Source organism: Nonomuraea harbinensis (assembly GCF_019396385.1).
In the GTDB taxonomy this organism is placed as follows: Bacteria; Actinomycetota; Actinomycetes; order Streptosporangiales; family Streptosporangiaceae; genus Nonomuraea; species Nonomuraea ferruginea.
Genome location: NZ_JAHKRN010000018.1, coordinates 87613 through 108935, shown reverse-complemented (window position 1 = coordinate 108935; position 21323 = coordinate 87613). Strand labels below are relative to the sequence as shown.

Annotated in this window: 20 protein-coding genes; 12 read left to right on the top strand and 8 right to left on the bottom strand. The window is 71.9% G+C overall.

Translation table 11 applies throughout. The annotated features are described in order from the left end of the window. Position 1 precedes the first annotated feature (1 nt). The 4 genes from KME79_RS47025 to KME79_RS20185 are packed head-to-tail and all read right to left on the bottom strand — an operon-like array spanning position 2 to position 4816. Complete coding sequence (locus tag KME79_RS47025) at positions 2-1189, bottom strand: glycosyltransferase (protein WP_219545744.1); 1188 nt, start codon at positions 1187-1189, stop codon at positions 2-4. Beyond that, positions 1186-2220 (bottom strand): glycosyltransferase family 9 protein, encoded by a 1035-nt coding sequence (locus KME79_RS20195; RefSeq protein WP_219545743.1) that lies wholly within the window; start codon positions 2218-2220, stop codon positions 1186-1188. The genes KME79_RS47025 and KME79_RS20195 overlap by 4 nt, the downstream gene beginning before the upstream one ends. Further along, entirely contained in the window at positions 2217-3188 is a 972-nt protein-coding gene (locus KME79_RS20190; RefSeq protein WP_219545742.1) for a glycosyltransferase family 2 protein, read from the bottom strand. The genes KME79_RS20195 and KME79_RS20190 overlap by 4 nt, the downstream gene beginning before the upstream one ends. Then, positions 3185-4816 carry a carbamoyltransferase family protein gene (locus KME79_RS20185; protein ID WP_219545741.1) on the bottom strand — a complete coding sequence of 544 codons (1632 nt, stop codon included), beginning with the start codon at positions 4814-4816 and terminating at the stop codon, positions 3185-3187. The genes KME79_RS20190 and KME79_RS20185 overlap by 4 nt, the downstream gene beginning before the upstream one ends. 170 nt (positions 4817-4986) lie before the next feature. Here KME79_RS20185 and KME79_RS20180 point away from each other — a divergent pair, with 170 nt between their 5' ends. Genes KME79_RS20180 through KME79_RS20170 form a run of 3 tightly spaced genes read left to right on the top strand, consistent with a single transcriptional unit; the run spans position 4987 to position 6821 of the window. Then, complete coding sequence (locus KME79_RS20180; RefSeq protein ID WP_246640123.1) at positions 4987-5589, top strand: D-glycero-alpha-D-manno-heptose-1,7-bisphosphate 7-phosphatase; 603 nt, start codon at positions 4987-4989, stop codon at positions 5587-5589. Beyond that, on the top strand, positions 5586-6506 hold the full coding sequence (locus KME79_RS20175; protein ID WP_219545740.1) for a glycosyltransferase: 921 nt from the start codon (positions 5586-5588) through the stop codon (positions 6504-6506). The genes KME79_RS20180 and KME79_RS20175 overlap by 4 nt, the downstream gene beginning before the upstream one ends. A 24-nt stretch (positions 6507-6530) precedes the next feature. After that, positions 6531-6821, top strand: coding sequence for a WhiB family transcriptional regulator (locus tag KME79_RS20170; RefSeq protein WP_372452445.1), 291 nt, complete (start codon positions 6531-6533; stop codon positions 6819-6821). On the opposite strand, the gene def is transcribed toward KME79_RS20170, so the two are convergent. Next, positions 6757-7242, bottom strand: coding sequence for a peptide deformylase (gene def / locus KME79_RS20165; RefSeq protein WP_219545739.1), 486 nt, complete (start codon positions 7240-7242; stop codon positions 6757-6759). The two genes, KME79_RS20170 and def, sit on opposite strands and share 65 nt — an antisense overlap. 229 nt (positions 7243-7471) lie before the next feature. Here def and KME79_RS20160 point away from each other — a divergent pair, with 229 nt between their 5' ends. After that, a complete protein-coding gene (locus KME79_RS20160) occupies positions 7472-8641 on the top strand; it encodes a uroporphyrinogen-III synthase (RefSeq protein ID WP_219545738.1) in 1170 nt (389 codons plus the stop codon). Further along, complete coding sequence (locus tag KME79_RS20155) at positions 8638-9339, top strand: sirohydrochlorin chelatase (RefSeq protein ID WP_219545737.1); 702 nt, start codon at positions 8638-8640, stop codon at positions 9337-9339. Before KME79_RS20160 ends, KME79_RS20155 begins: the two co-directional genes overlap by 4 nt. A gap of 114 nt (positions 9340-9453) precedes the next feature. Here KME79_RS20155 and KME79_RS20150 read toward each other — a convergent pair whose 3' ends face one another. Continuing rightward, positions 9454-10002, bottom strand: a complete 549-nt coding sequence (locus KME79_RS20150; RefSeq protein WP_219545736.1) for a hypothetical protein — start codon at positions 10000-10002, stop codon at positions 9454-9456. A 156-nt stretch (positions 10003-10158) separates the two neighbouring features. After that, the gene (locus tag KME79_RS20145) at positions 10159-11013 is read right to left on the bottom strand and encodes a PAC2 family protein (RefSeq protein ID WP_219545735.1); all 855 of its coding nucleotides are present in this window, start codon (positions 11011-11013) and stop codon (positions 10159-10161) included. 307 nt (positions 11014-11320) lie between these two features. On the opposite strand from KME79_RS20145, the gene metH reads away from it, so the two are divergent. From metH to KME79_RS20120, 5 genes are all read left to right on the top strand, one after another. After that, on the top strand, positions 11321-14785 hold the full coding sequence (gene metH / locus KME79_RS20140; RefSeq protein ID WP_219545734.1) for a methionine synthase: 3465 nt from the start codon (positions 11321-11323) through the stop codon (positions 14783-14785). 26 nt (positions 14786-14811) lie between these two features. Next, positions 14812-15456, top strand: a complete 645-nt coding sequence (locus KME79_RS20135; protein ID WP_148031405.1) for an HAD family hydrolase — start codon at positions 14812-14814, stop codon at positions 15454-15456. A gap of 181 nt (positions 15457-15637) precedes the next feature. Then, a complete protein-coding gene (locus KME79_RS20130; protein WP_219545733.1) occupies positions 15638-16150 on the top strand; it encodes a cellulose synthase in 513 nt (170 codons plus the stop codon). Between the two features lie 228 nt (positions 16151-16378). Continuing rightward, positions 16379-17371 (top strand): ABC transporter permease, encoded by a 993-nt coding sequence (locus tag KME79_RS20125; RefSeq protein WP_219545732.1) that lies wholly within the window; start codon positions 16379-16381, stop codon positions 17369-17371. A gap of 45 nt (positions 17372-17416) precedes the next feature. Continuing rightward, positions 17417-19180: an ABC transporter substrate-binding protein gene (locus tag KME79_RS20120; RefSeq protein ID WP_219545731.1), complete on the top strand. Its 1764-nt coding sequence runs from the start codon at positions 17417-17419 to the stop codon at positions 19178-19180. On the opposite strand, the gene KME79_RS20115 is transcribed toward KME79_RS20120, so the two are convergent. Continuing rightward, on the bottom strand, positions 19156-19332 hold the full coding sequence (locus KME79_RS20115) for a hypothetical protein (protein WP_219545787.1): 177 nt from the start codon (positions 19330-19332) through the stop codon (positions 19156-19158). The two genes, KME79_RS20120 and KME79_RS20115, sit on opposite strands and share 25 nt — an antisense overlap. Between KME79_RS20115 and KME79_RS20110 the strand changes: the two genes are divergently transcribed. Together KME79_RS20110 and KME79_RS20105 are read left to right on the top strand one after the other, a co-directional pair. Continuing rightward, positions 19265-20278, top strand: coding sequence for an ABC transporter permease (locus KME79_RS20110; protein ID WP_219545730.1), 1014 nt, complete (start codon positions 19265-19267; stop codon positions 20276-20278). The two genes, KME79_RS20115 and KME79_RS20110, sit on opposite strands and share 68 nt — an antisense overlap. Next, on the top strand, positions 20275-21300 hold the full coding sequence (locus tag KME79_RS20105) for an ABC transporter ATP-binding protein (RefSeq protein WP_219545729.1): 1026 nt from the start codon (positions 20275-20277) through the stop codon (positions 21298-21300). Before KME79_RS20110 ends, KME79_RS20105 begins: the two co-directional genes overlap by 4 nt. The last annotated feature ends 23 nt before the right edge of the window (positions 21301-21323 follow it).

Below are 21323 nucleotides of genomic sequence, written 5' to 3'. Positions count from 1 at the left end.
ATTACCCCCCCAGCGCGGCGAGACGGCGCGGCTGTCCATCGATCACCTGCGTGTACACGGCCTCGGTCTGCTCGGCGATGCGCGGCCAGCCGTACCGTTCCCGGGCCCGGCGGGCGCCGGCCCCGCCGATCTCCCGGCGCATGTCCGGTCTGCCGAGCACCTCCTTCAGCGCCCTGGCGAGCGCCCTCGGCCTTCGCGGCGGCACCAGCAGCCCGCATCCGGCCACGGTGTCCAGGTGGCCGCCGACCGCCGACGCCACGACCGGCACGCCGCACGCCATCGCCTCCACGGGCACCAGGCCGAACGGCTCGTACCACGGCACGGTGACCAGCACGTCGGCCGCGCGCATGAGCGCCGGGACGTGCTCGCGCGGCACGCTGCCGATCACGTGCACCCGGTCCGCCAGCCCGTAGCCCTCGGCCAGCTCGCGCAGCCGCACCGCCTCCTCGTCGTCGGTCCGCCCGCCCGCGATGACCAGCTCGGCGCCGGGCAGCCGGCGCAACGCCGCGATCACCGTGTCGACGCCCTTGCGCGGCACCAGCCGGCCGATGCTGAGCACCATCGGCCCCTCCGTGCGCGGCGCCACCGGCCCGTCCGGGCAGAACGTCTCCAGGTCGACGCCGCACGGCACGACCGTGATCCGCCGTTCGGGCACGCCCATCGCGACGAGCTCCGTGACCTCGTCGCCGCAGGTCGCCAGCACCGCGTCCGCGCGCCGGCCGATGGCCCGCTCGGTGGCCACGCGGTGCGCGGGGCTGGTGTCGGCGCCGCCCTGCCAGCGCCGCTTCACCGTGCCGAGCGCGTGGAACGTCTGCACCACCGGGAACCCGTCCGCCGCCTGCAGCGCCGCCTGCCCGCTCATCCAGAAGTGCGCGTGTGCCACGTCGGGGGCGCGCAGCGCCCAGCGGCCGGCCAGCCGGTCGGTGAACTCCGGCATGTACGGGGGAAGCTCGTCCTTCGGCACCGGGGCCGCCGGGCCCGCCGGCACGTACTCGACGGTGATGCGGGGGGAGAGCCGCACCGACGAGGGCTGGGCGGCGTGGGAGCGACGGGTGTGCACGACGATCGAGTGGCCGCGCGCGGCCAGCGCGGTGGCCAGCGCGGCCACGTACACGTTCTGACCGCCGGAGTCCACGCCGCCGATCGCGGCGAGCGGGTCGGCGTGCTCCGAGATGAGATCGATCTTCACTGCGTCAGCTCCCTCACTGCCTTGACCACCTGCTCACTCGTCACCTGCGACAGGCACGGGTGCCCGGGGACCGGGCAGACGCGCGCCCTGCTCGCCCGGCAGGGCGCGTGCTGGTCACCGAGCAGCACCATGGGCACGCCGTACGGGGCCCACCGCTCGGCGGGAACGACAGGGGCGAACAGGCTGACCACCGGCGTGCCGACCGCCGCCGCCAGGTGTGCCGGGCCGGTGTTGCCCGCCACGAGCACCCCGGCACGCTGGAGGACGGCCGCGAGTTCGGCGAACGAAGTCCGCCCGCCGAGGTCCACGGCGTCCTCGCCGGCGACGAAGGCGGTGAGATCGCGTTCCTTGCCGGTGACCACGACCTGGTGCCCGTCGTGGACCAGCTCTCGTACGGTCTGGCGATGCCTCTCTGCGGGCCAGGTCCGGGCGGGAGCGGAGGTCCCCGGGTGCACCACGACATACGCGCCTTTGTCGGCAACGCCGCCGACATTGAGCAATTGCCCTGTTTCTCGGCCGATATCCGGAAGTGGCTGTCGAACTGCGAGTCTGCCGTCGTCGCCGGGCGGCAGCTCGAACCCGGCGGCGCGGGCCAGCGCCAGCATCCGCTCCGCCTCCGGCACGTCGACGCTCTCGTCGACCCGGTGGCGCACGTCGAGCAGCGAGCCCGGGTAGTCGTCGCTGATGGCGGCGATCCGCCGTACCCCTGCCAGCCTCAGCAGCAGGGCCAGCGGCAGCGCCGACTGGTGGAACGAGGTCAGGATCAGCGCCTCTTCGCAGCCCCGTACCTCCCGGACGAGCGCGTCCACCCCGGACCGCGTCACGGGCGGCGGCTCGCTCATGATCCACGGCGCCCGCCACTCCACCACCCGGTCCACCCCGGGCAGCAGCCCCGCGGCCGCGCTGCCATGGGGGCCGGCCAGGAAGACGACCTCGCCCGCCCGCCCGCGCACGGCCCGCACGGCGGGGCCGGCCAGCAGCACGTCCCCGGCGTCGTCGAGCCGCGCCACGAGCACCCGCGGAGCGCTCATCGCCGCACCTCCCATTCCCCCCTGAGCCGGTGCCAGCAGGCCACCGGTGGGATCAGCACGCCGGTGACGGCCATCCGCGCCACCTCGCCGGGGCTCCGCGGCCCCGGCCGCACCCGGGCCCACACGAACTCCCCGGTCATGAGCACCCACCCCGCCCCCGCCAGCCAGGCCCCGGCCTCGACCGGCCCTCTGACGCGCCTCCAACGAGAGAAGGCGGCCTGGTGAGCGGTCAGGCTGTAGGCGGTGCCCAGGGCGAGAGCGGCGGCGGCGAAGGCCGTCGTGAGGGCGTGGCGGCGCAGGCGGCCCCGGACGCCGATCGCCGCGCGCCAGGCCGGCCCGTGCAGGCGGCGCATCAGGGCGTCGTCGGCGTTGCCGCGCTGGAACCTGACGCTGGCCCAGAAACCGTCGTCGCGCACCGGGTGCACCGTCACCCGCGCACCCTTGACCAGCCGGTAACCGGCCCGCCGCACGCGCAGGGCCAAATCGGCGTCCTCCCGGTAGGCGCGCGGGAACCGCTCGTCGAAGCCGCCCACCCGCTCCAGCACCGAGCGCCGGTAGGCCATGTCGGCCGTCGGCCAGTCGGCGTCCACCAGCCCGGCGGTGTGCCGCTCGCCGTCGGTGGGCCGTCGCCCGGACGGCAGCGGCACCGTGATCCGCCCCTGGCTGCCCCCCACGTCCTCCGGCAGGTCCACCAGGTCCTTCCAGACCGCGCGCGCCCAGCCGGGCGACGGCACCACGTCGTCGTCCAGGAACGCCACCCACGGCGTGTCCGCCGCCCGCCAGCCGGCGTTGCGCGCCGCCGCGGGCCCGCGCCCGCCCGAGCGCACGACCCGTACGCCACCGGGCACCTCCAGCGGCTCGGCGGCGCCCGGCCGGTCGTCGGCCACCACGACCGGGACGTCCGCCAGCGCGGCCAGCGTGGCGCGCAGGCTCGGCCGCCCGATCGTGGGGATCACCACCGTGATCACGACGCGAACACCTCCCCCCGCCGTATCAGGTAGGGCCCCAGGGCCAGCACCTCCACCGGCGAGGACCCGAAGCACTCCAGCGCGTCACGCGGGTCGTCCACCATGGGCCGCCCGGCGGTGTTGAGGCTCGTGTTGACCACGACGGGCAGCCCGGTCCGCGCCTCGAACTCGGCCAGCACCCGCGCCATCAGCGGCTCGGCGGCGGGGGAGACGGTCTGGACCCGGGCGGTCCCGTCCACGTGCACCACGGCGGGGACCCGCTCACGCCAGCCGGGGAGCACGTCGTGCACGAACAGCATGTACGGCGACGGCACCGGCCCCCGGCCGAAGACGGCGGCGGCCCGGTCCTCCAGCACCATGGGCGCGATCGGCCGGAACTGCTCGCGCCCCTTGACGTCGTTGAGCCGCTCGGTGTTGGCCGCGTGCCCCGGGTGGGCCAGCAGCGAGCGGTGCCCGAGCGCCCGCGGCCCGTACTCCGACCGCCCCTGGAACCAGGCGACGAGCCGGTCGGCGGCCAGCTCGTCCGCCACCGCCGCTGCCAGGTCGGCGGGGCGCGTGTACGGCACGCGGGCCACGTCCAGCCAAGCCCCGAGCTCCTCGTCGGTGAAGCCGCGGCCGAGCGCCGCGGTGCTCATCGGGGCGGCCGGCTCCCCGTGCACCTGGGCCAGGTGCAGCGCCCCGCCCAGCGCGGTGCCGGAGTCGCCGGCGGCCGGCTGCACCCACACCTCGTCGAACGGCCCCTCGGCCAGCAGCCGGGTGTTGGCCACGCAGTTCAGCGCGACCCCGCCGGCCAGGGCCAGCCGCCGCTCGCCGGTCCGCTCGTGCAGCCAGCGGGCCAGGTCGAGCAGCACCTCTTCGAGCCGGGCCTGCACGCTGGCCGCCAGGTCGGCGTGGTCGTCCGTCCACGGCTCGCCCTTCCGCAGCGCCTTGGCGTACCCGCCCCACTCGATCGGCGTCACGTGGAAGCCCCCGTCGCCCGTCGCGTAGACGAGCTCGCGCAGCTCCTCCAGGAACCGCGGCCGCCCGTACGAGGCGAGCGCCATCACCTTGTACTCGTCGCAGGAGCGCAGGAATCCCAGGTGCTCGGTCACGTCCTCGTACATCAGCCCGAGCGAGTGCGGCAGCGGCTGGGCGGCCAGCACCTCCAGCTCGCCGCCGGTGTAGCGGCCGGCCAGGTGGGAGACGTTCTCGCCGCGGCCGTCGCACACGAGCACCGCGCAGTCGCGCCAGGGCGAGGCCAGCCCCGCCGAGGCGGCGTGCGCGATGTGGTGCGGCACGAACCGCACCCGCGCCGCGTCCAGTCCCGGCAGCGCCGTGGACAGGAACAGCGGGGCGCGTACCGCGTAGCGGGTGCGCAGGTCCTCCCAGTCGCCGTCCGGTCGCTGCTCGACCAGGGCGGGATCGTAGGAGTAGGCCACCGCGTCGACGTCCTCGGGGCCGATGCCCGCCTCCCGCAGGCACCAGGCGGCCGCCTGCTCCGGCAGTTCCCAGGCGGAGAACGGAAGCGGGCGCTTGCCGTGCTTGCGCCGGTTGAACCGCTCCTCCTCCGCGGCGGCGACCACCTTCCCGTCCACGACCAGGGCCGCCGCGGGGTCATGGAAGATCGCGTTGATGCCGAGAAATCTCATCGGTTCCCTTCCTGCGAAGATTAGGAGAACGGCTACCGAGAGGAGCGCTCCTCAAACACACCCCCCTCGCTGAAATGGGCAAACACCCCCGAACTCTGGCGTCTGGTCACCCTAAGTAGTTGTTTGCCCGATATGGCGCCGGGTAGCTGTGGGCCACGCGACGGAGGTGGATGGTGTTCGAACAACGACGTCCCGGGGCGGTGCTCTTCGACAGGGATGGAACCCTGATCAGGGATGTCCCGTACAACGGCGACCCGGCCCGGGTCCGGCCCATGCCGGGCGCGCTAGAGGCGCTGAGCAGGCTGCGCCGCGCCGACCTGCCGGTGGCGGTGGTGACCAACCAGTCGGGCGTGGCCAAGGGCCTGATCACCGCGGACGAGATGGAACAGGTGAACGCCCGGGTCGAGGAACTGCTCGGGCCGTTCGACGCGTGGGCGATCTGCGTGCACGACGACGGCGACGGCTGCACCTGCCGCAAACCCGCGCCCGGCCTGCTCATCAGGGCCGCCGCGGTGCTGGACGTGAGCCCGCGCGAGTGTGTCATGGTCGGCGACATCGGCCGCGACATGGAGGCGGCCAGGGCCGCCGGGGCGCGCGGCATCCTGGTGCCGACCGTGGAGACACGGCGCGAGGAGATCGAGCACGCTCCCGAGGTCGCCGACGACCTCACCGACGTGGCCGAACGGCTGCTGCGCGAGGCGGACGCCGCGCCGGCCCCCGTCGCCGCCGGCGGCTCCGCCTGGTCGCGGGCGCTCGGCTGGAGCCGCTGGTGAGGATCCTCCTCTGGCACGTCCACGGCTCGTGGACCACCTCGTTCGTGCACGGCCGCCACGAGTACGTCCTGCCGCTCGTCCCCGGCCGCGGCCCCGACGGCAGGGGACGGGCCGACACCTATCCGTGGCCTGGTAGCGCCAGGGAAGTGCCGTGGGACCGGCTCCGCGACGAGCCGGTCGACGTGGTCGTCTACCAGCGCCCGCACGAGCTCGACCTGGCCCGCGAGTGGCTCGGCCGCGACCTGCCCGGCGTCTACGTCGAGCACAACACGCCGGTCGGCGACGTGCCCCGCACCCGCCACCCGCTGGCGGACCGCTCCGACATCACGCTCGTGCACGTCACCCACTTCAACGAGCTGTTCTGGGACAACGGCCGGGCTCCCACCCGGGTCGTCGAGCACGGCGTCGTGGACCCCGGCCACCTCTACACCGGCGAACTGCCCAGGGCGGGCGTCGTGGTCAACGAGCCCGTCCGGCGCACCCGGGTGGCCGGCACCGACCTGCTGCCGCGCTTCGCCGCCGAGGTGCCGCTCGACCTGTTCGGCATGAAGGTCGAAGGTCTCCCGTACGGGACGTACGAGGACCTGCCGCAGGCCCGCATGCACGCCGAGCTCGCCAGACGGCGGGTCTACCTGCACCCCTACCGGTGGACCTCGCTCGGGCTCGCCCTCATCGAGGCGATGACCCTGGGCATGCCCGTGGTCGCGCTGGCCGCCACCGAGGCCGTCGAGGCGGTGCCACCCGAGGCGGGCGTCGTCTCCACCCGGGTGGACGTGCTGGCCCAGGCGCTCAGGGAGTTCGCGGCGGACCAGGAGCGGGCCGCCCAGGCCGGCAAGGCCGCGCGGACGGCCGCGCTGGCGCGCTACGGGCTCGACAGGTTCCTGCTCGACTGGGACCGCCTGCTCGATGAGGTATGACCTGGAAGGCGCTGGGTAGGCGCGATGGGCATGATGATGCTCGACTGGTCACGCAGGGCCGCCTGCTCTGACCTGGACCCTGAGCTGTTCTTCCCGATCTCGCTCCAGGGTCCGGGCCAGTCGCAGGTGGAACGCGCCAAGACGATCTGCCACACGTGCCCCGTACGGGAGCCGTGCCTCGACTACGCGATCAGCAGCGGCCAGACGCACGGCGTCTGGGGCGGCCTGGATCCGGAACAGCGCCGCGCGCTCATCCCGAGGGCAGCGCCGCGGCCAGAAAGCGTTCGCGCTCGTCCGCTGACAGGTGGTCGCTGAACAGCACCCCGTCCAGATGATCGGACTCGTGCTGCAGCACCCTCGCCAGCACGCCCAGCGCCCGCACCGTGACGGGCTTGCCGAACATGTCGCGGCCACGCGCGACGACCATGAAAGCGCGCCGCAGCGGCCACCACACGCCCGGGGCCGACAGACAGGCCTCGTCCGCCGTGATCCGCCGCTCCGACAGCTCCAGCCGCGGATTGACGAGATGGCCTGACGCGCCCTCGTAGGCGTAGACGAGCACCCGCAGCGGCACCCCCACCTGAGGAGCGGCCAGCCCGGCCCGGCCGGCGCCCGCCCGCAACGTCGCCGTCATGGACTTGACCAGCCCGCGCAGCTCCTTGTCGTAGTCCTTGACCGGCTCCGCGACCGAGCGGAGCGCCGGATCGTCGAAAGCCAGGATCGGCCGCACCGTCACCCGCGCCTCCCCGAATAGCCGCGTCGCACACCGACGGGTTTCCCTCCCCGGTCCGCCGCCAACCGCGCGGGCTGTCGCTTGTAGCACAGCGGTAACAGAAGAGACCCAGCGCGGAAACCCTCCGAATCCACGATGAAGGCGTGATCTCACTTCCGGTTCACGTACGTGTGATGCCCGGCCGGGTGCTCGGGGCCCGGCCGGGTGTCCCGATCCACGACGAGGTTCTCGCATGAGCGGGTCATCCATCGGGGACGCCGTCCTTTCGCCTGAGACGGCGCCCGACGCGCTGGCGGGCTTCACCGTCGGCGTCACGGCCACCCGCCGGCGCGAGGAGTTCGGGGCGCTGCTCGAACGGCGCGGCGCCCGCGTGCTGAGCGCCCCCGCCATCAGGCTCGTCCCGCTCGCCGAGGACGCCGACCTGCTCGCCGCCACCCGGCGGAGCCTGGAGAGGCCCGTCGACGACGTGGTCGTCACCACCGGCGTCGGCTTCCGCGGCTGGATGGCCGCGGCGGAGGGCTGGGGCCTCTCCTCCGACCTGGGCGACCACCTCGCCGGGGCACGCCTGCTCACCCGCGGGCCCAAGGCCAGAGGCGCGGTCCGCGCCGCCGGGCTCAACGACCACTGGACCCCCGCCACCGAATCCTGCGCCGAGGTCAAGGACTACCTGCTCGCCCAGGACCTGCGCGGCCGCCGGATCGCCGTCCAGCAGCACGGCGAGCCGCTCACCGACTTCGTCGCCGACCTGCGCGGGGCCGGCGCCGAGGTGATCGTGATCCCCGTCTACCGGTGGCTGCCGTACCGCGACCCGTCGCCGCTGCGGCGCCTGATCACCCAGACGGTCTCGGGCTCCGTCGACGCCGTCGCCTTCACCAGCGCGCCCGCCGTGCACGCCATGCTCAACGCCGCCCGCGCGGAGGGGGCCGAGGACGCCCTGCTGGCCGCGTTCGCCGGCCCCGTCGTGGCCGCCTGCGTCGGCCCGGTCACCGCGGGCCCGCTCGCCGACCGCGGCGTGCCCACCCTGCAGCCCGACCGGGCCAGGCTCGGCGCGCTCGCCCGCGTCCTGGCCCGCCACCTGCCCGCCCAGTCCGTCACCCGGCTCGAAGCAGGCGGGCACCGCCTGGAGATCCGCGGCCACGCCGTGGTCGTCGACGGCGAGCTGCGGCCGCTGCCGCCCGCCCCGATGGCCGTGCTCAAGCGCCTGGCCGACAAGCCCGGCCACGTCGTCTCCCGCGCCGACCTGCGCACCGTCCTGCCCGGCAGCGCCGTCAGGGACTCGGCCGAGCACGCGGTCGAGATGGCGGTCACCCGCCTGCGCCGCGCGCTCGGGCCGGCCGGGATCGTCGAGACCGTGGTCAAGCGCGGCTACCGGCTCGCCTGCCGGTACGAGGGCGCGCGGTGACCCCGACGCTCGTCCTGGCCGCTCACGGCACCCGCAGCGAGGAGGGGGAGCGCACCCTGGCCGCGCTGGCCGGAGCCGTCCGCGCGGCCCGGCCCCGCCGCCGCGTCGAGCTCGCCTACCTGGAGATCAGCGCGCCGCTGCTGCGTGACGTGCTGCCGGCCGTCCCCGGGCCGGTGGTCGTGGTCCCGCTGCTGCTCGCCGGCGGCTACCACGTGCACGTCGACCTGCCCGCGGTGCTCGCCGAGCACCGGCCAGGCGCCCTCGTCGCCCCGCCGCTCGGCCCGCACCGGCTGCTGACCGCCACGCTCGCCCGCCGCCTCAACAGGGCCGGGCTGCGCGCCACGGACGCGGTCGTGCTGGGCGCGGCGGGGTCCTCCGACCCGTCCGCGCTGGCCGGCGTGCGCGCCGCCGCCCACCAGCTCGCCGTCCGCCTGTCCCGCCCGGTCACCGCCGCCTTCGTCTCCTCCGGCTCGCCGGGGCTGGCGGAGACGATGGAACGGCTGCACTCCGGTCCGGCGGCCCGGGTGGCGCTGGCCTCCTACCTGCTGGCGCCCGGCTTCTTCCACGCCCGCCTGGCGGCCGCGGGCGCCGACCTCGTCACCCCGCCGCTGGGCGCCGACCCCGACGTGGCCGCCCTGGTCTGGCACCGCCACGACCAGGCCCTGCGCCACCACACGGCCACCTCGGCAGCCGGCTGACACCCCACCGCCGGGCGGCCTCCGCGCACCGCCGGGCGGCCTCCGCGCGGCGGCCTGTGGCTCTGGCCGCGTCCGGAGGACGGCGCCGGGGTCCGCTCAGCCCGTTCTGTAGTCTCACCGGGGTTCCAGGCGTAGTTCGCGGACGATCTCCTCGGCGGCGGTTTCGCGTGACGGTCCGGCGTCGGCGCCGACGAAGAGCTCGACGAAGGCGTGGCGGAGGCAGCCGGCGAGCAGGAGCCGGGCGCTGGCCTCCGGGTCGACCTCCGCGGCCACCCGGCCGAGCAGTCGTTCCTCCCGCAGGTACGAGGCGAGCGGGGTCACCTCGGCGGGCGGGCCGAGCCCGTTCGCCTTGAGCGCGTGCCGGAAGCGCACGGCGACCGCGGGGGAGGAGAACACCGGCAGCGCGGCCGACTGCACGTCCGCGTAGTAGCCGATGCCGGCCCGCGCCACCACGACGAGGTTGTCGCGCACCTGACCCCGGCCCGCGCGGTGCTCCAGGTCGCGCAGGACGCCCAGCCAGAGGGGGAGGCGGTCCTGGAGCAGGGCCAGGAAGTGGGTCACCTGACCGCCGGGCCCGTCCTCACGCAGGGGCGCGGCCATCTGCAGGACCAGACGCCTGGTGTCCTGGCTGGTCAGGTGCGGGCTTCCGGACGGAATCGCCATGATCGGCCTCACGTGGACGGTCAGCGGAAACCCGATTATGAACCGGCGTACGGAAAAAGTCCGGCGTTTAGGTTTTTAGCCGCAAATGTCCGCCGGCGTCCAAGGCGCCCATGGCCGCGGCCGCTCGGCGATCGGCGGGAGAGTGAACGCCGGACGTCAGCCGTCGGTGTCGCGGTCGCGGCGCCTCAGGTAGCGCTCGAACTCTGCCGCGATCGCGTCGCCGCTCGCCTCGGGCAGCTCCGCCGCGTCCTTGCGCTCCTCCAGCTCCTTGACGTATTCGGCCACCTCGCTGTCCTGCGAGGCCAGCTCGTCGACGCCGTGCTCCCACGCGCGGGCCTCCTCGTCGAGGTCGCCCAGCGGCATCGGGATGTCCAGCACGTCCTCCAACCGGCGCAGCAGCGCCAGCGTGGCCTTCGGGTTGGGCGGCTGGGCCACGTAGTGAGGCACCGACGCCCACAGCGTGACGGCGCTCAGACCGGCGCGGCCGAACGCGTGCTGCAGCACCCCGACGATGCCCGTCGGGCCCTCGTAGCGGCTCAGCTCCAGGTTGATGGAGCGAGCCAGGCCGTCGTCGGTGGCCGAGCCGAGGACCGGCACCGGACGGGTGTGCGGCGAGTCGTTGAGCAGCGCGCCCAGCATGACGGCCATGTCGACGCCCAGCTCCCGGCAGACGTCGATGATGTCGGCGCAGAACGACCGCCAGCGCATGTTGGGCTCGATGCCGCGCAGCAGCACCACGTCGCGCTCGCTGCCCGGCGGCCGGGCCCGCAGCAGCCTCGTCGTCGGCCAGATGATCGACCGGGTCAGCCCGTCGCCCATCTCCACGACGGGGCGGGTGACCTGGAAGTCGTAGTAGTCGTCAGGGTCCAGCTCGGCCAGCGGCTCGGCCTTCCAGGCGGACTCGAGATGGGCGATCACACCGCTCGAGGCCTCGCCCGCGTCGTTCCACCCTTCGAACGCGGCAATGAGCACCGGGTCGACGAGCTCGGGGAGCCCTTCGAGCTCGATCACGTGTCGCCTCCTGTCTGCACCATCGCGCTAAGCCTATGCGGTGAGGAGGTACTCCTGTCACGTGGTAAGCGCGATCAGTGGCTCCCGCCGTACAGCCTGTGATGGAACGCCAGGTCAGGCGAGGGACGGGGCGGAGCGGCGTACGCTGCGAGCTGAGCCCGCGGGCCTTGCCGGAGGACGGTTCTTCGCCGCCTTGTCCTGGTGTGTCCCCTTCCGGAGGGGAGGGCGTCGCACCAGGCGCTGGACGTGCGAGGCGGGGCCCGGCGGGCGGGGGATCCCGTGTGGCGCAGCCGATAAGCTGGAGCGCATGAGCATCGCCCGGTCATTTCGAGAAGTGCTGTCCCAGCGAGTCGTCGTCGCCGACGGCGCCATGGGAACGATGCTCCAGGCCCACGACCCGACCCTCGACGACTTCCAGGGCCACGAGGGCTGCAACGAGGTGCTCAACGTCACCCGCCCCGACATCGTCGCGGGCGTCCACGACGCCTACTTCGCCGTCGGCGTCGACTGCGTGGAGACCAACACGTTCGGCGCCAACCTCGCCGCGCTCGGCGAGTACGACATCGGCGACCGCGTCTACGAATACTCCGAGGCCGGCGCCAGGATCGCCAGGGAGCGCGCCGACCACTGGTCCACGCCCGACCGGCCGCGTTTCGTGCTCGGCTCGATGGGTCCCGGCACGAAGCTGCCCACGCTCGGCCACCTGCCGTTCGCCGTCCTGCGCGACGCCTACCGCGACAACGCGGCCGGCCTGATCGCCGGCGGCGCCGACGCGCTCATCGTCGAGACCTCCCAGGACCTGCTGCAGGTCAAGGCCGCCGTGCTCGGCGCGAAGCGGGCGATCGACGCGGCCGGGCGCGACGTGCCGATCATCGCCCAGGTGACGATCGAGACCAACGGCGCCATGCTGCTCGGCTCCGAGATCGGCGCCGCCCTCACCGCGATCGAGCCGCTCGGCGTCGACGTGATCGGCCTCAACTGCGCCACCGGCCCCGCCGAGATGAGCGAGCACCTGCGCTACCTCGCCCGCCACTCGCGGCTGCGGCTGTCGTGCATGCCCAACGCCGGCCTGCCCGTGCTCACCTCCGACGGCGCCTACTACCCGCTGAGCGCCGAGGAGCTGACGACCGCCCACGAGACCTTCGTCCGCGACTACGGCCTGTCCATCGTCGGCGGCTGCTGCGGCACCACCCCCGAGCACCTGCGCCAGGTGGTCGAGCGGGTGCACGGCCGGGAGGTCGTCCGCCGCCGCCCGCACCCCGAGCCCGGCGTCTCCTCCCTCTACCAGACGATCCCGTTCCGCCAGGACACCTCCTTCCTGGCCATCGGCGAGCGGTGCAACACCAACGGCTCCAGGGCCTTCCGCGAGGCCATGCTGGAAGGCCGCTGGGACGATTGCGTGGAGACGGCCCGCGACCAGGCGCGCGGCGGCGCCCACATGCTCGACCTGTGCGTCGACTACGTGGGCCGCGACGGCGTGGCCGACATGAAGGAGCTGGCGTTCCGGCTGGCCACCGCCTCCACCCTGCCGATCATGCTCGACTCGACCGAGCCGGAGGTGCTGCGCGCCGGGCTGGAGATGCTCGGCGGCCGCGCCGCGGTCAACTCCGTCAACTACGAGGACGGCACCGGCCCCGACTCCCGCTTCCAGCGGATCATGCGGCTGGTGCGCGAGCACGGCGCCGCCGTGGTGGCGCTCACCATCGACGAGGAGGGCCAGGCCCGCACCGCCGACCACAAGGTGCGCGTGGCCAGCCGCCTCGTCGACGACCTGACGGGCAACTGGGGCATGCGGGTCGACGACATCATCGTCGACTGCCTCACCTTCCCCATCGCCACCGGCCAGGAGGAGACCAGGCGCGACGGCCTGGAGACCATCGAGGCCATCCGCGAGCTCAAGCGCCGCTACCCCGGCGTACAGACCACGCTCGGCGTCTCCAACATCAGCTTCGGCCTCAACCCGGCCGCCCGCATGGTGCTCAACTCGGTCTTCCTCAACGAGTGCGTCAACGGCGGCCTCGACTCCGCCATCGTCCACGCGTCCAAGATCGTGCCGATGGCGCGCATCCCCGACGAGCAGCGCCAGGTCGCCCTCGACATGGTCTACGACCGGCGGCGCGAGGGCTACGACCCGCTGCAGCGGTTCATGGACCTGTTCGAGGGCGTCGACGCGGCGGCCCTGCGCGCCGGCAAGGCCGAGGAGCTGGCCGCGCTGCCGCTGTGGGAGCGGCTCAAGCGGCGCATCATCGACGGCGAGCGCAAGGGCCTGGAGACCGACCTCGACGACGCGCTGACCCAGCGGCCCGCCCTGGAGATCATCAACGACGTGCTGCTCGACGGCATGAAGACGGTCGGCGAGCTGTTCGGCTCCGGCCAGATGCAGCTGCCGTTCGTGCTGCAGTCGGCCGAGGTGATGAAGGCCGCCGTCGCCCAGCTGGAGCCGCACATGGAGCGGGTCGAGGGCGAGACGAAGGGCCGCATCGTGCTGGCCACCGTCAAGGGCGACGTGCACGACATCGGCAAGAACCTCGTCGACATCATCCTGTCCAACAACGGCTACGAGGTCGTCAACCTCGGCATCAAGCAGCCCGTCTCGGCCATCCTGGAGGCCGCCGACGAGCAGAAGGCCGACGTCATCGGCATGTCCGGCCTGCTGGTCAAGTCGACCGTGGTCATGAAGGAGAACCTCGAGGAGCTCAACTCCAGGGGCCTGGCCGAGAAGTACCCCGTGCTGCTCGGCGGCGCCGCGCTCACCCGCGCCTACGTCGAGCAGGACCTCGCCGAGCTGTTCGCGGGCGAGGTCCGCTACGCCCGCGACGCCTTCGAGGGCCTGCGCCTGATGGACGCCATCATGGCGGTCAAGCGCGGTGTGGCCGGCGCCCAGCTGCCGCCGCTGCGCCAGCGGCGGGTCAAGACCGGCGCCAAGCTCGACCGCACCCCCGTCGAGGAGCTGCCGTCCCGCTCCGACGTGGCCGCCGACAACCCGGTGCCGAAGCCGCCGTTCCACGGCGACCGCATCGTCAAGGGCATCCCGCTGGCCGACTACGCGGCCTTCCTCGACGAGCGGGCGCTGTTCCTCGGCCAGTGGGGGCTCAAGCCGACCAGGGGCGGCGACGGCCCCGGCTACGAGGAGCTGGTCGAGGCCGAGGGCCGGCCGAGGCTGCGCATGTGGCTGGAGCGGCTGCAGACCGAGGGCCTGCTGGAGGCGGCCGTCGTCTACGGCTACTTCCCGTGCGTCAGCGACGGCGACTCGCTGATCATCCTCGACGAGTCGGGCGGCGAGCGCACCCGCTTCACGTTCCCGCGCCAGCGCCGCGACCGCCACCTGTGCCTGTCCGACTTCTTCCGGGGCAAGGACTCGGGGGAGACCGACGTGGTCGGCCTGCAGGTCGTCACCATGGGCAGCAAGATCTCCCAGGCCACGGCCGAGCTGTTCGCCAAGGACGCCTACCGCGACTACCTGGAGCTCCACGGCCTGTCGGTGCAGCTCACCGAGGCGCTGGCCGAATACTGGCACGCCCGCACCCGGTCGGAGTGGGGCATCGGCGGCGACGAGTCGCTCGACGACATGCTCAAGGTCAACATCCAGGGCTGCCGCTACTCGTTCGGCTACCCCGCCTGCCCCAACCTCGAGGACCAGGTGCAGCTGTTCCAGCTGCTCGACCCGGAGCGCATCGGGGTCACGCTGTCGGAGGAGTTCCAGCTCCACCCGGAGCAGGCCACCTCCGCCCTCGTCGCGCACCATCCCGAGGCCAAATACTTCAACGTCTGACGGTCCGTCGGTCCCAGGGAGCACGGGTGGAAGCGGTTTTCTTCGACATGGACGGCCTCCTGGTCGACACCGAGACGGTGTGGCTGGAGGTCGAGACCGAGGTGATGGAGCAGCTCGGCGCCCAGTGGACCCCCGGGCACCAGGCCCACCTCGTCGGCGGCTCCATGGAGCGCACCGTCGACTACATGCTGGCCGTGTCGGAGTCGACGGTGCCCGCGTGGACGGTCCGGGAGTGGATGGCGACCGGCATGGTGGCCCGCCTGGCGGGCGGCGTGCGGGTCATGCCGGGCGCCTCCGAGCTGCTCGACGCGCTGCGTGACGAAGGGGTGCCGGTGGCCCTCGTGACCGCCTCGCTCAAGGAGATCGCGGACGCGGTGCTGAAGGAGGTGGGGCGCGACCGGTTCGACGCCGTCGTCACCGCCGACGACGTCCTCCGCACCAAACCCGACCCGGAGCCCTATCTGACGGCGGCCCAGCTGCTGGGCGTCGAGCCGGTGCGCTGCGTGGTGCTGGAGGACTCGCCCAACGGGGTGGCGGCGGCGACGGCCGCGGGCTGCGCGGTGGTCGCGGTGCCCAGCCTGCTGCCGGTGGAGCCGGCGCCGGGCCGCTTGGTGGTCTCCTCTCTCGCGGAGGTCGGCCCCTCCGACCTGCGCGCCCTCCTGGCCGCCTGACGCCCTCACGCTCCCGTACGGGCGCGAGAAGGCGCACGGGTGAGCCTCGGGGGCGAACCCGGAGATCCCGTAGGCCGGGAGCCGGGTCCCCCTAAGGGATCGGTGGTTCTCCCGGAGGAGGGGCAGACGCCGGATCGCGTGCCAGGATGGAGAGAAACGCGCATACCGAGGGGTGTCCCGAATGGGTTTCGAACAGATCGCATGGTTCCCGCTCTGCATCGGCCTGACCGCCGCGGGGCTGGTGCTGAGCTTCCTGGCGTTCCGGCGCAGGGGAGCGGCCTCGGGGCTGCGGATGCTCGCCTGGGCGCTGCTGCCGCTGGCCGCCTACCTGACCGACGCCCTGCGCGCGATCTGGACCATCGGCTCCACCGCCGTGGGGTTCGTGGCCAACCTGGTGTTCAACCCGGTGGTGTGGTCGGGCGTGGCCGTGGCCGGACTCTCGGTGGTGCTGTTCGTCGTCTCCGGCGTGCTGCGCGGCCGTAAGCTCCGCAAGGCCGAGGCCGGGGCGCCCGCCGCCGCAGAGGCCCCGGCGAAGACCTCCGCGAAGACCTCTGCGAAGACCCCCGCCCAGGCGCCCGCCGCAGGCCGGCCGCAGGCGGCCGCCAAGCCCGCCGTCGAGAACAAGAAGGCATCGAAGGGCGATGACGATTTCTCGGACATCGAGGATCTTCTCCGGCGACGTGGCATCAGCTAGATCCGCGTATGTCACGGATCTGAGACGCAACCAGGACTGGCCGTGGACAATCCCACCAAGATCGATACGAATGCGTTTCGCGTCAATCACAGTTGAGCCACATAGCGGTCTGAGGGGCTAGTCAGCGCAGCTCAGGCCATACATTCTGCCTCCTGAAGGTCGCGACGAAGCGGTCTGAAAGACGAAACTCCAGACAACGTCGTCTGAGAATTCAGGGGGCTATCCGGCATGACCGCACCGCTCGACGTTTCCGGTGCTTCGGCGCAGGTGCCGCCGGAGCCCACGCTTTCCGGAGCGGACAGAGCCGTCCAGGGCCGGTCCCTCACCCGGATCGCCTGGATGCGGCTGCGGCGCGACAAGATCGCGCTCGCCGGCGGCATCACCGTGCTCCTGCTGATCCTCATGGCGATCTTCGCCACGCCCATCATCAACCTGTTCGGTCAGGACCCCCTGGAGTTCAACCAGGACGCGATCGACCCGAACACCCTGCTGCCCCTGGGCGCCTACGGCGGCATGGGCGCCGAGCACCTGCTCGGCGTCGAGCCGGTCAACGGCCGCGACATCTTCAGCCGGATCGTCGCCGGGGCCGGCATCTCGCTGCTGATCGGCTTCCTGGCCACGATCGTGTCGGTGCTGATCGGCACCGTCATGGGCGTCGTCGCCGGCTACTTCGGCGGCTGGGTCGACCAGATCATCGGCCGCATCATGGACGTGTTCCTGGCCTTCCCGCTGCTCGTCTTCGCGATCGCGCTGGTCGGCGTGATGCCGAACGAGGGGTTCGGGCTGGAGGGCAACGGGCTGCGGATCGCCATGCTGATCTTCATCATCGGCTTCTTCAGCTGGCCCAGCATCGGGCGCATCGTCCGCGGCCAGACGCTGTCGCTGCGTGAGCGCGAGTTCGTCGACGCCGCCAGGAGCCTGGGCGCACGCAACGGCTACATCCTGTTCCGGGAGATCCTGCCCAACCTGATGGCGCCGATCCTGGTCTACGCGACCCTGCTCATCCCGGCCAACATCCTGTTCGAGGCCGCGCTGTCCTTCCTCGGCGTCGGCATCAACCCGCCCACCCCCACGTGGGGCGGCATGCTCTCGGAAGCGGTGCGGTTCTACACGCTCCCGCACTTCGTGATCTTCCCCGGTCTGGCGATCTTCATCACCGTGCTGGCTTTCAACCTGTTCGGCGACGGGTTGAGGGACGCCTTCGACCCCCGGGCTCACTGACATTCGCCAACGCTCCATCCCCATCTCCACTAACAAGGGGTATCAATGAGAAGGAAATCCGCACTGGCAGGGGCCGCGACAGCGGCGCTCGCCCTGGTGCTCTCCGCCTGCGGCGGCGGAGGGGGCGGTACGCAGCAGCCGGCGCAGTCGGCTTCGGGCGCGGCCGCGCAACCCGCGGCCGATGCCGCCCTCACCCAGGTCTACAACCCTTCCACCAAGAAGGGCGGGACCCTCAAGGCCGCGCACTCCTCCGACTGGGACAGCCTCGACCCCGGCGACACCTACTACGGCTACTCGTTCAACTTCGGCCGGTTCTACTGGCGGACGCTGACGATGTACAAGCCCGGACCGGGCGCCGAGGGCAACACCGTCATCCCGGACCTCGCCGAGTCCCTCGGTGAGCCGAGCGCCGACGGCAAGACCTGGACGTACAAGATCAAGTCGGGTCTCAAGTTCGAGGACGGCACCCCGATCACGTCGAAGGACGTCGCCTACGCGGTGGCCCGCTCCTTCGACAAGGAGACCTTCCCGCACGGCCCGTCGTACCTCAACGAGCTGCTCGACTGGCCGAAGGACTTCAAGGGCGTCTACAAGACCCCGGACGCCGACTACAGCTCCGCCATCGAGACCCCTGACGACCAGACCATCGTCTTCCACCTGAAGAACCCGTTCGCGTCGATGGACTACGTGGTCCAGATGCCGATGACGGCTCCGGTGCCGAAGGACAAGGACACCGGTGCGAAGTACCGGGAGAAGGTCGTCTCGTCCGGTCCGTACAAGTTCGAGACCAACGAGATCGGCAAGCGCTTCACCCTGGTCCGCAACGACCAGTGGGACCCGGCGACGGACCCGAACCGTCCCGCGCTGCCCGACCGCATCGAGGTCCAGCTCAACGTCAACGCCGACGACCTCGACAACCAGCTCATCGCCGGTGACATCCACCTGGACATCCCCGGCACCGGTCTCCAGCCGGCCGCGCTCGGCAAGGTGCTCCCTGACCCGGCGATGAAGGCCCGCACGGACAACCCGGTGATCCCGAGGCTCTGGTACATCTCGGTGATCCCGGACAACCCGCCGCTGGACAACGTCGAGTGCCGCAAGGCCGTCATGTTCGCCGCCGACCGCGTGGCCAACCAGACCGCCTACGGAGGCCCGGTCGCCGGTGGCGACATCGCGACCAACGTCATGCCGCCGCCCATCGTCGGCCAGGAGAAGTTCGACCTCTACCAGACGCCGGAGAACAAGGGCGACGTCGAGAAGGCCAAGCAGGCCCTCACCGCCTGCGGCCAGGCCGACGGCTTCGAGACCACGATGGTCTACCGGGCCGACCGCCCGCGCGAGAAGGCGCTGGCCGAGGCCATGCAGCAGGCGCTGGCCAAGGCCAACATCAAGCTCAACCTCAAGGGCTTCCCGGCCTCCAGCTACTTCTCCGACTACGCCGGCAACGTCGAGTACGTCAAGAAGAACAACATCGGCCTGGCCGGTCACGGCTGGGGCTCCGACTGGCCCGACGGTTACGGCTTCATGCAGGCCATCGTCGACAGCCGCACCATCCGCGACGCCGGCAACTACAACCTGAGCGTCAAGAGCGACAAGGTCGACGGTCTGATCGACCAGGCTTCGGCCGAGCTCGACGCGACGGCCCGCGCCAAGCTGTGGGTGGAAGTCGACAAGGCGGTCATGGAGGACGCCTCCCTGCTGCCCGTGGTCTGGGCCAAGGCCCTGCTCATGCGCGGCCAGGGCGTCACCAACATCGCCTACAACGAAGGCCAGAGCATGTACGACTACATCTTGCTCGGCGTCGAATAGCAGGCGAGGTACGGGGATCTAGCGAAGGCAGGTGAAGGCAGGGATGGCCTGCCCGGCGACGGGCAGGCCATCCGGCCGGTAGCGGTGCTCACATACATCATCAGACGATTCATCGGCGCGATCGCCATGTTGATCGTGATCAGCATGGTCACCTTCGGCATCTTCTTCGTCGTGCCGCAGTGGGCCGGGTCCACCCCCGAGTCCCTCGCCTCGCGGTACGTCGGCCGCGCGGCCACGGAGGAGACGGTGGCCCTGGTCGCCGAGCGGCTGGGATTCAACGATCCCGTGATCGTGCAGTACGGCCGGTTCCTCAAAGGCATCTTCCTCGGTGCCGAGTACGACTACGGCGCGGGTGTGGAGCACTGCCCGGCGCCCTGCCTCGGCTACTCCTTCATCAGCGGCCAGCCCGTCTGGCCTGACCTGATCGACCGCATGCCGGTGACGTTCTCCCTCGCCATCGGCGCCGCGATCCTCTGGGTGGTCGCCGGCGTCTCCGTAGGAGTCATCTCCGCGCTGCGGCGCGGCAGCTTCTTCGACCGCCTGTCGATGGGCACCGCCCTGGCCGGCGTGTCGCTGCCCATCTTCTTCACCGGCATGGTCTCGCTCGTCGTCTTCTCCTACGGACTCGGCTGGACACCGCCGGGCGGCTCGTGGACGGACTTCACAGAGAATCCGGCGCAGTGGGCCTACAACCTGCTGCTGCCATGGATCACGCTCGCGTTCCTGTTCGCCGCCACCTATGCGCGGCTCACCCGCGCGGGCATGCTGGACACCATGGGGGAGGACTACATCCGCACCGCCAGAGCCAAGGGCCTGCGAGAACGGGATGTGGTGGTCAAACACGGCCTGCGGGCCGCGCTCACCCCCATCCTGACCCTCTTCGGCATCGACTTCGGCCTGCTGATCGGTGGCGCCATCCTCACCGAGACCACCTATACTCTGCCCGGCCTCGGTCAGTTCGCCATCCTGGCCATCAGAAACCAGGATCTGCCGCAGGTCATGGGAGTGGTCCTGTTCGCCGCGAGCTTCGTGGTCGTCGCGAGCCTGATCGTCGACCTGCTCTACGCCTGGGTCGACCCGAGGGTGAGGTTGTCGTGAGCTTTCTTGACGTCAAGGACCTGAAGATCCATTTCCCCACCGACGACGGCCTCGTCAGGTCGGTCGACGGTCTCACCTTCTCCCTCGAACGCGGCCGTACCCTCGGCATCGTGGGCGAGTCCGGCTCCGGCAAGAGCGTGACCAGCCTCGGCATCCTCGGCCTGCACAAGGGCGGCCGGGCCCAGATCTCCGGCGAGATCTGGCTCGACGACGAGGAGCTCGTCGCCATGTCCGCCGAGCAGGTACGCCGCCTGCGGGGCAAGAAAATGGCGATGATCTTCCAGGATCCGCTGTCGTCGATGCACCCGTACTACAGCGTCGGCCACCAGATCATCGAGGCCTACCGGATCCACCACGACGTCAGCAAGCAGGTCGCCCGCAAGCACGCCATCGACCTGCTCGGCCGCGTCGGCATCCCCGAGCCGGCCAGGCGCGTCGACAGCTACCCGCACGAGTTCTCCGGCGGCATGCGCCAGCGCGCGATGATCGCCATGGCGCTCTCCTGCGACCCCGAGCTGCTCATCGCCGACGAGCCGACCACCGCGCTCGACGTGACCGTGCAGGCGCAGATCCTCGACCTGATGCGCGACCTGCAGCGCGAGTTCAACTCCGCGCTCATCATCATCACGCACGACCTCGGCGTGGTGGCCGAGCTGTCCGACGACATCCTCGTCATGTACGCGGGCAAATGCGTCGAGTACGGCAAGGCCGACGACATCTTCTACCAGCCCGAGCACCCCTACACCTGGGGGCTGCTCGGCTCGATGCCCCGGCTCGACCGCGAGCCGACCGAACGGCTGCTGCCGATCAAGGGCTCCCCGCCGTCCCTCATCAACGTGCCGCCGGGCTGCGCCTTCCACCCCCGCTGCCCGTACGCCGAGCGCACCGAGGGGCGCGCGTCCACCGAGGTCCCCGACCTGGCCCCGACCGAGCGCGGTCACCTGGTGCGCTGTCACATGCCCAGGACGGAACGGCGGGCGCTGTGGGAGAACGAGATCAAGCCAGTCCTGGAGACCCAGTGAGCGAGAACGAGCCGCTTCTTTCC

Coding starts and splice junctions, on each gene's coding strand:
- KME79_RS20125 (WP_219545732.1), top strand. CDS start 16,379: ATGACCGCACCGCTCGACGTTTCCGGTGCTTCGGCGCAGGTGCCGCCG.
- KME79_RS20150 (WP_219545736.1), bottom strand. CDS start 10,002: ATGGCGATTCCGTCCGGAAGCCCGCACCTGACCAGCCAGGACACCAGG.
- KME79_RS20185 (WP_219545741.1), bottom strand. CDS start 4,816: ATGAGATTTCTCGGCATCAACGCGATCTTCCATGACCCCGCGGCGGCC.
- metH (WP_219545734.1), top strand. CDS start 11,321: ATGAGCATCGCCCGGTCATTTCGAGAAGTGCTGTCCCAGCGAGTCGTC.
- KME79_RS20195 (WP_219545743.1), bottom strand. CDS start 2,220: ATGAGCGCTCCGCGGGTGCTCGTGGCGCGGCTCGACGACGCCGGGGAC.
- KME79_RS20180 (WP_246640123.1), top strand. CDS start 4,987: ATGGTGTTCGAACAACGACGTCCCGGGGCGGTGCTCTTCGACAGGGAT.
- KME79_RS20170 (WP_372452445.1), top strand. CDS start 6,531: ATGGGCATGATGATGCTCGACTGGTCACGCAGGGCCGCCTGCTCTGAC.
- KME79_RS20160 (WP_219545738.1), top strand. CDS start 7,472: ATGAGCGGGTCATCCATCGGGGACGCCGTCCTTTCGCCTGAGACGGCG.
- KME79_RS20130 (WP_219545733.1), top strand. CDS start 15,638: ATGGGTTTCGAACAGATCGCATGGTTCCCGCTCTGCATCGGCCTGACC.
- KME79_RS20120 (WP_219545731.1), top strand. CDS start 17,417: ATGAGAAGGAAATCCGCACTGGCAGGGGCCGCGACAGCGGCGCTCGCC.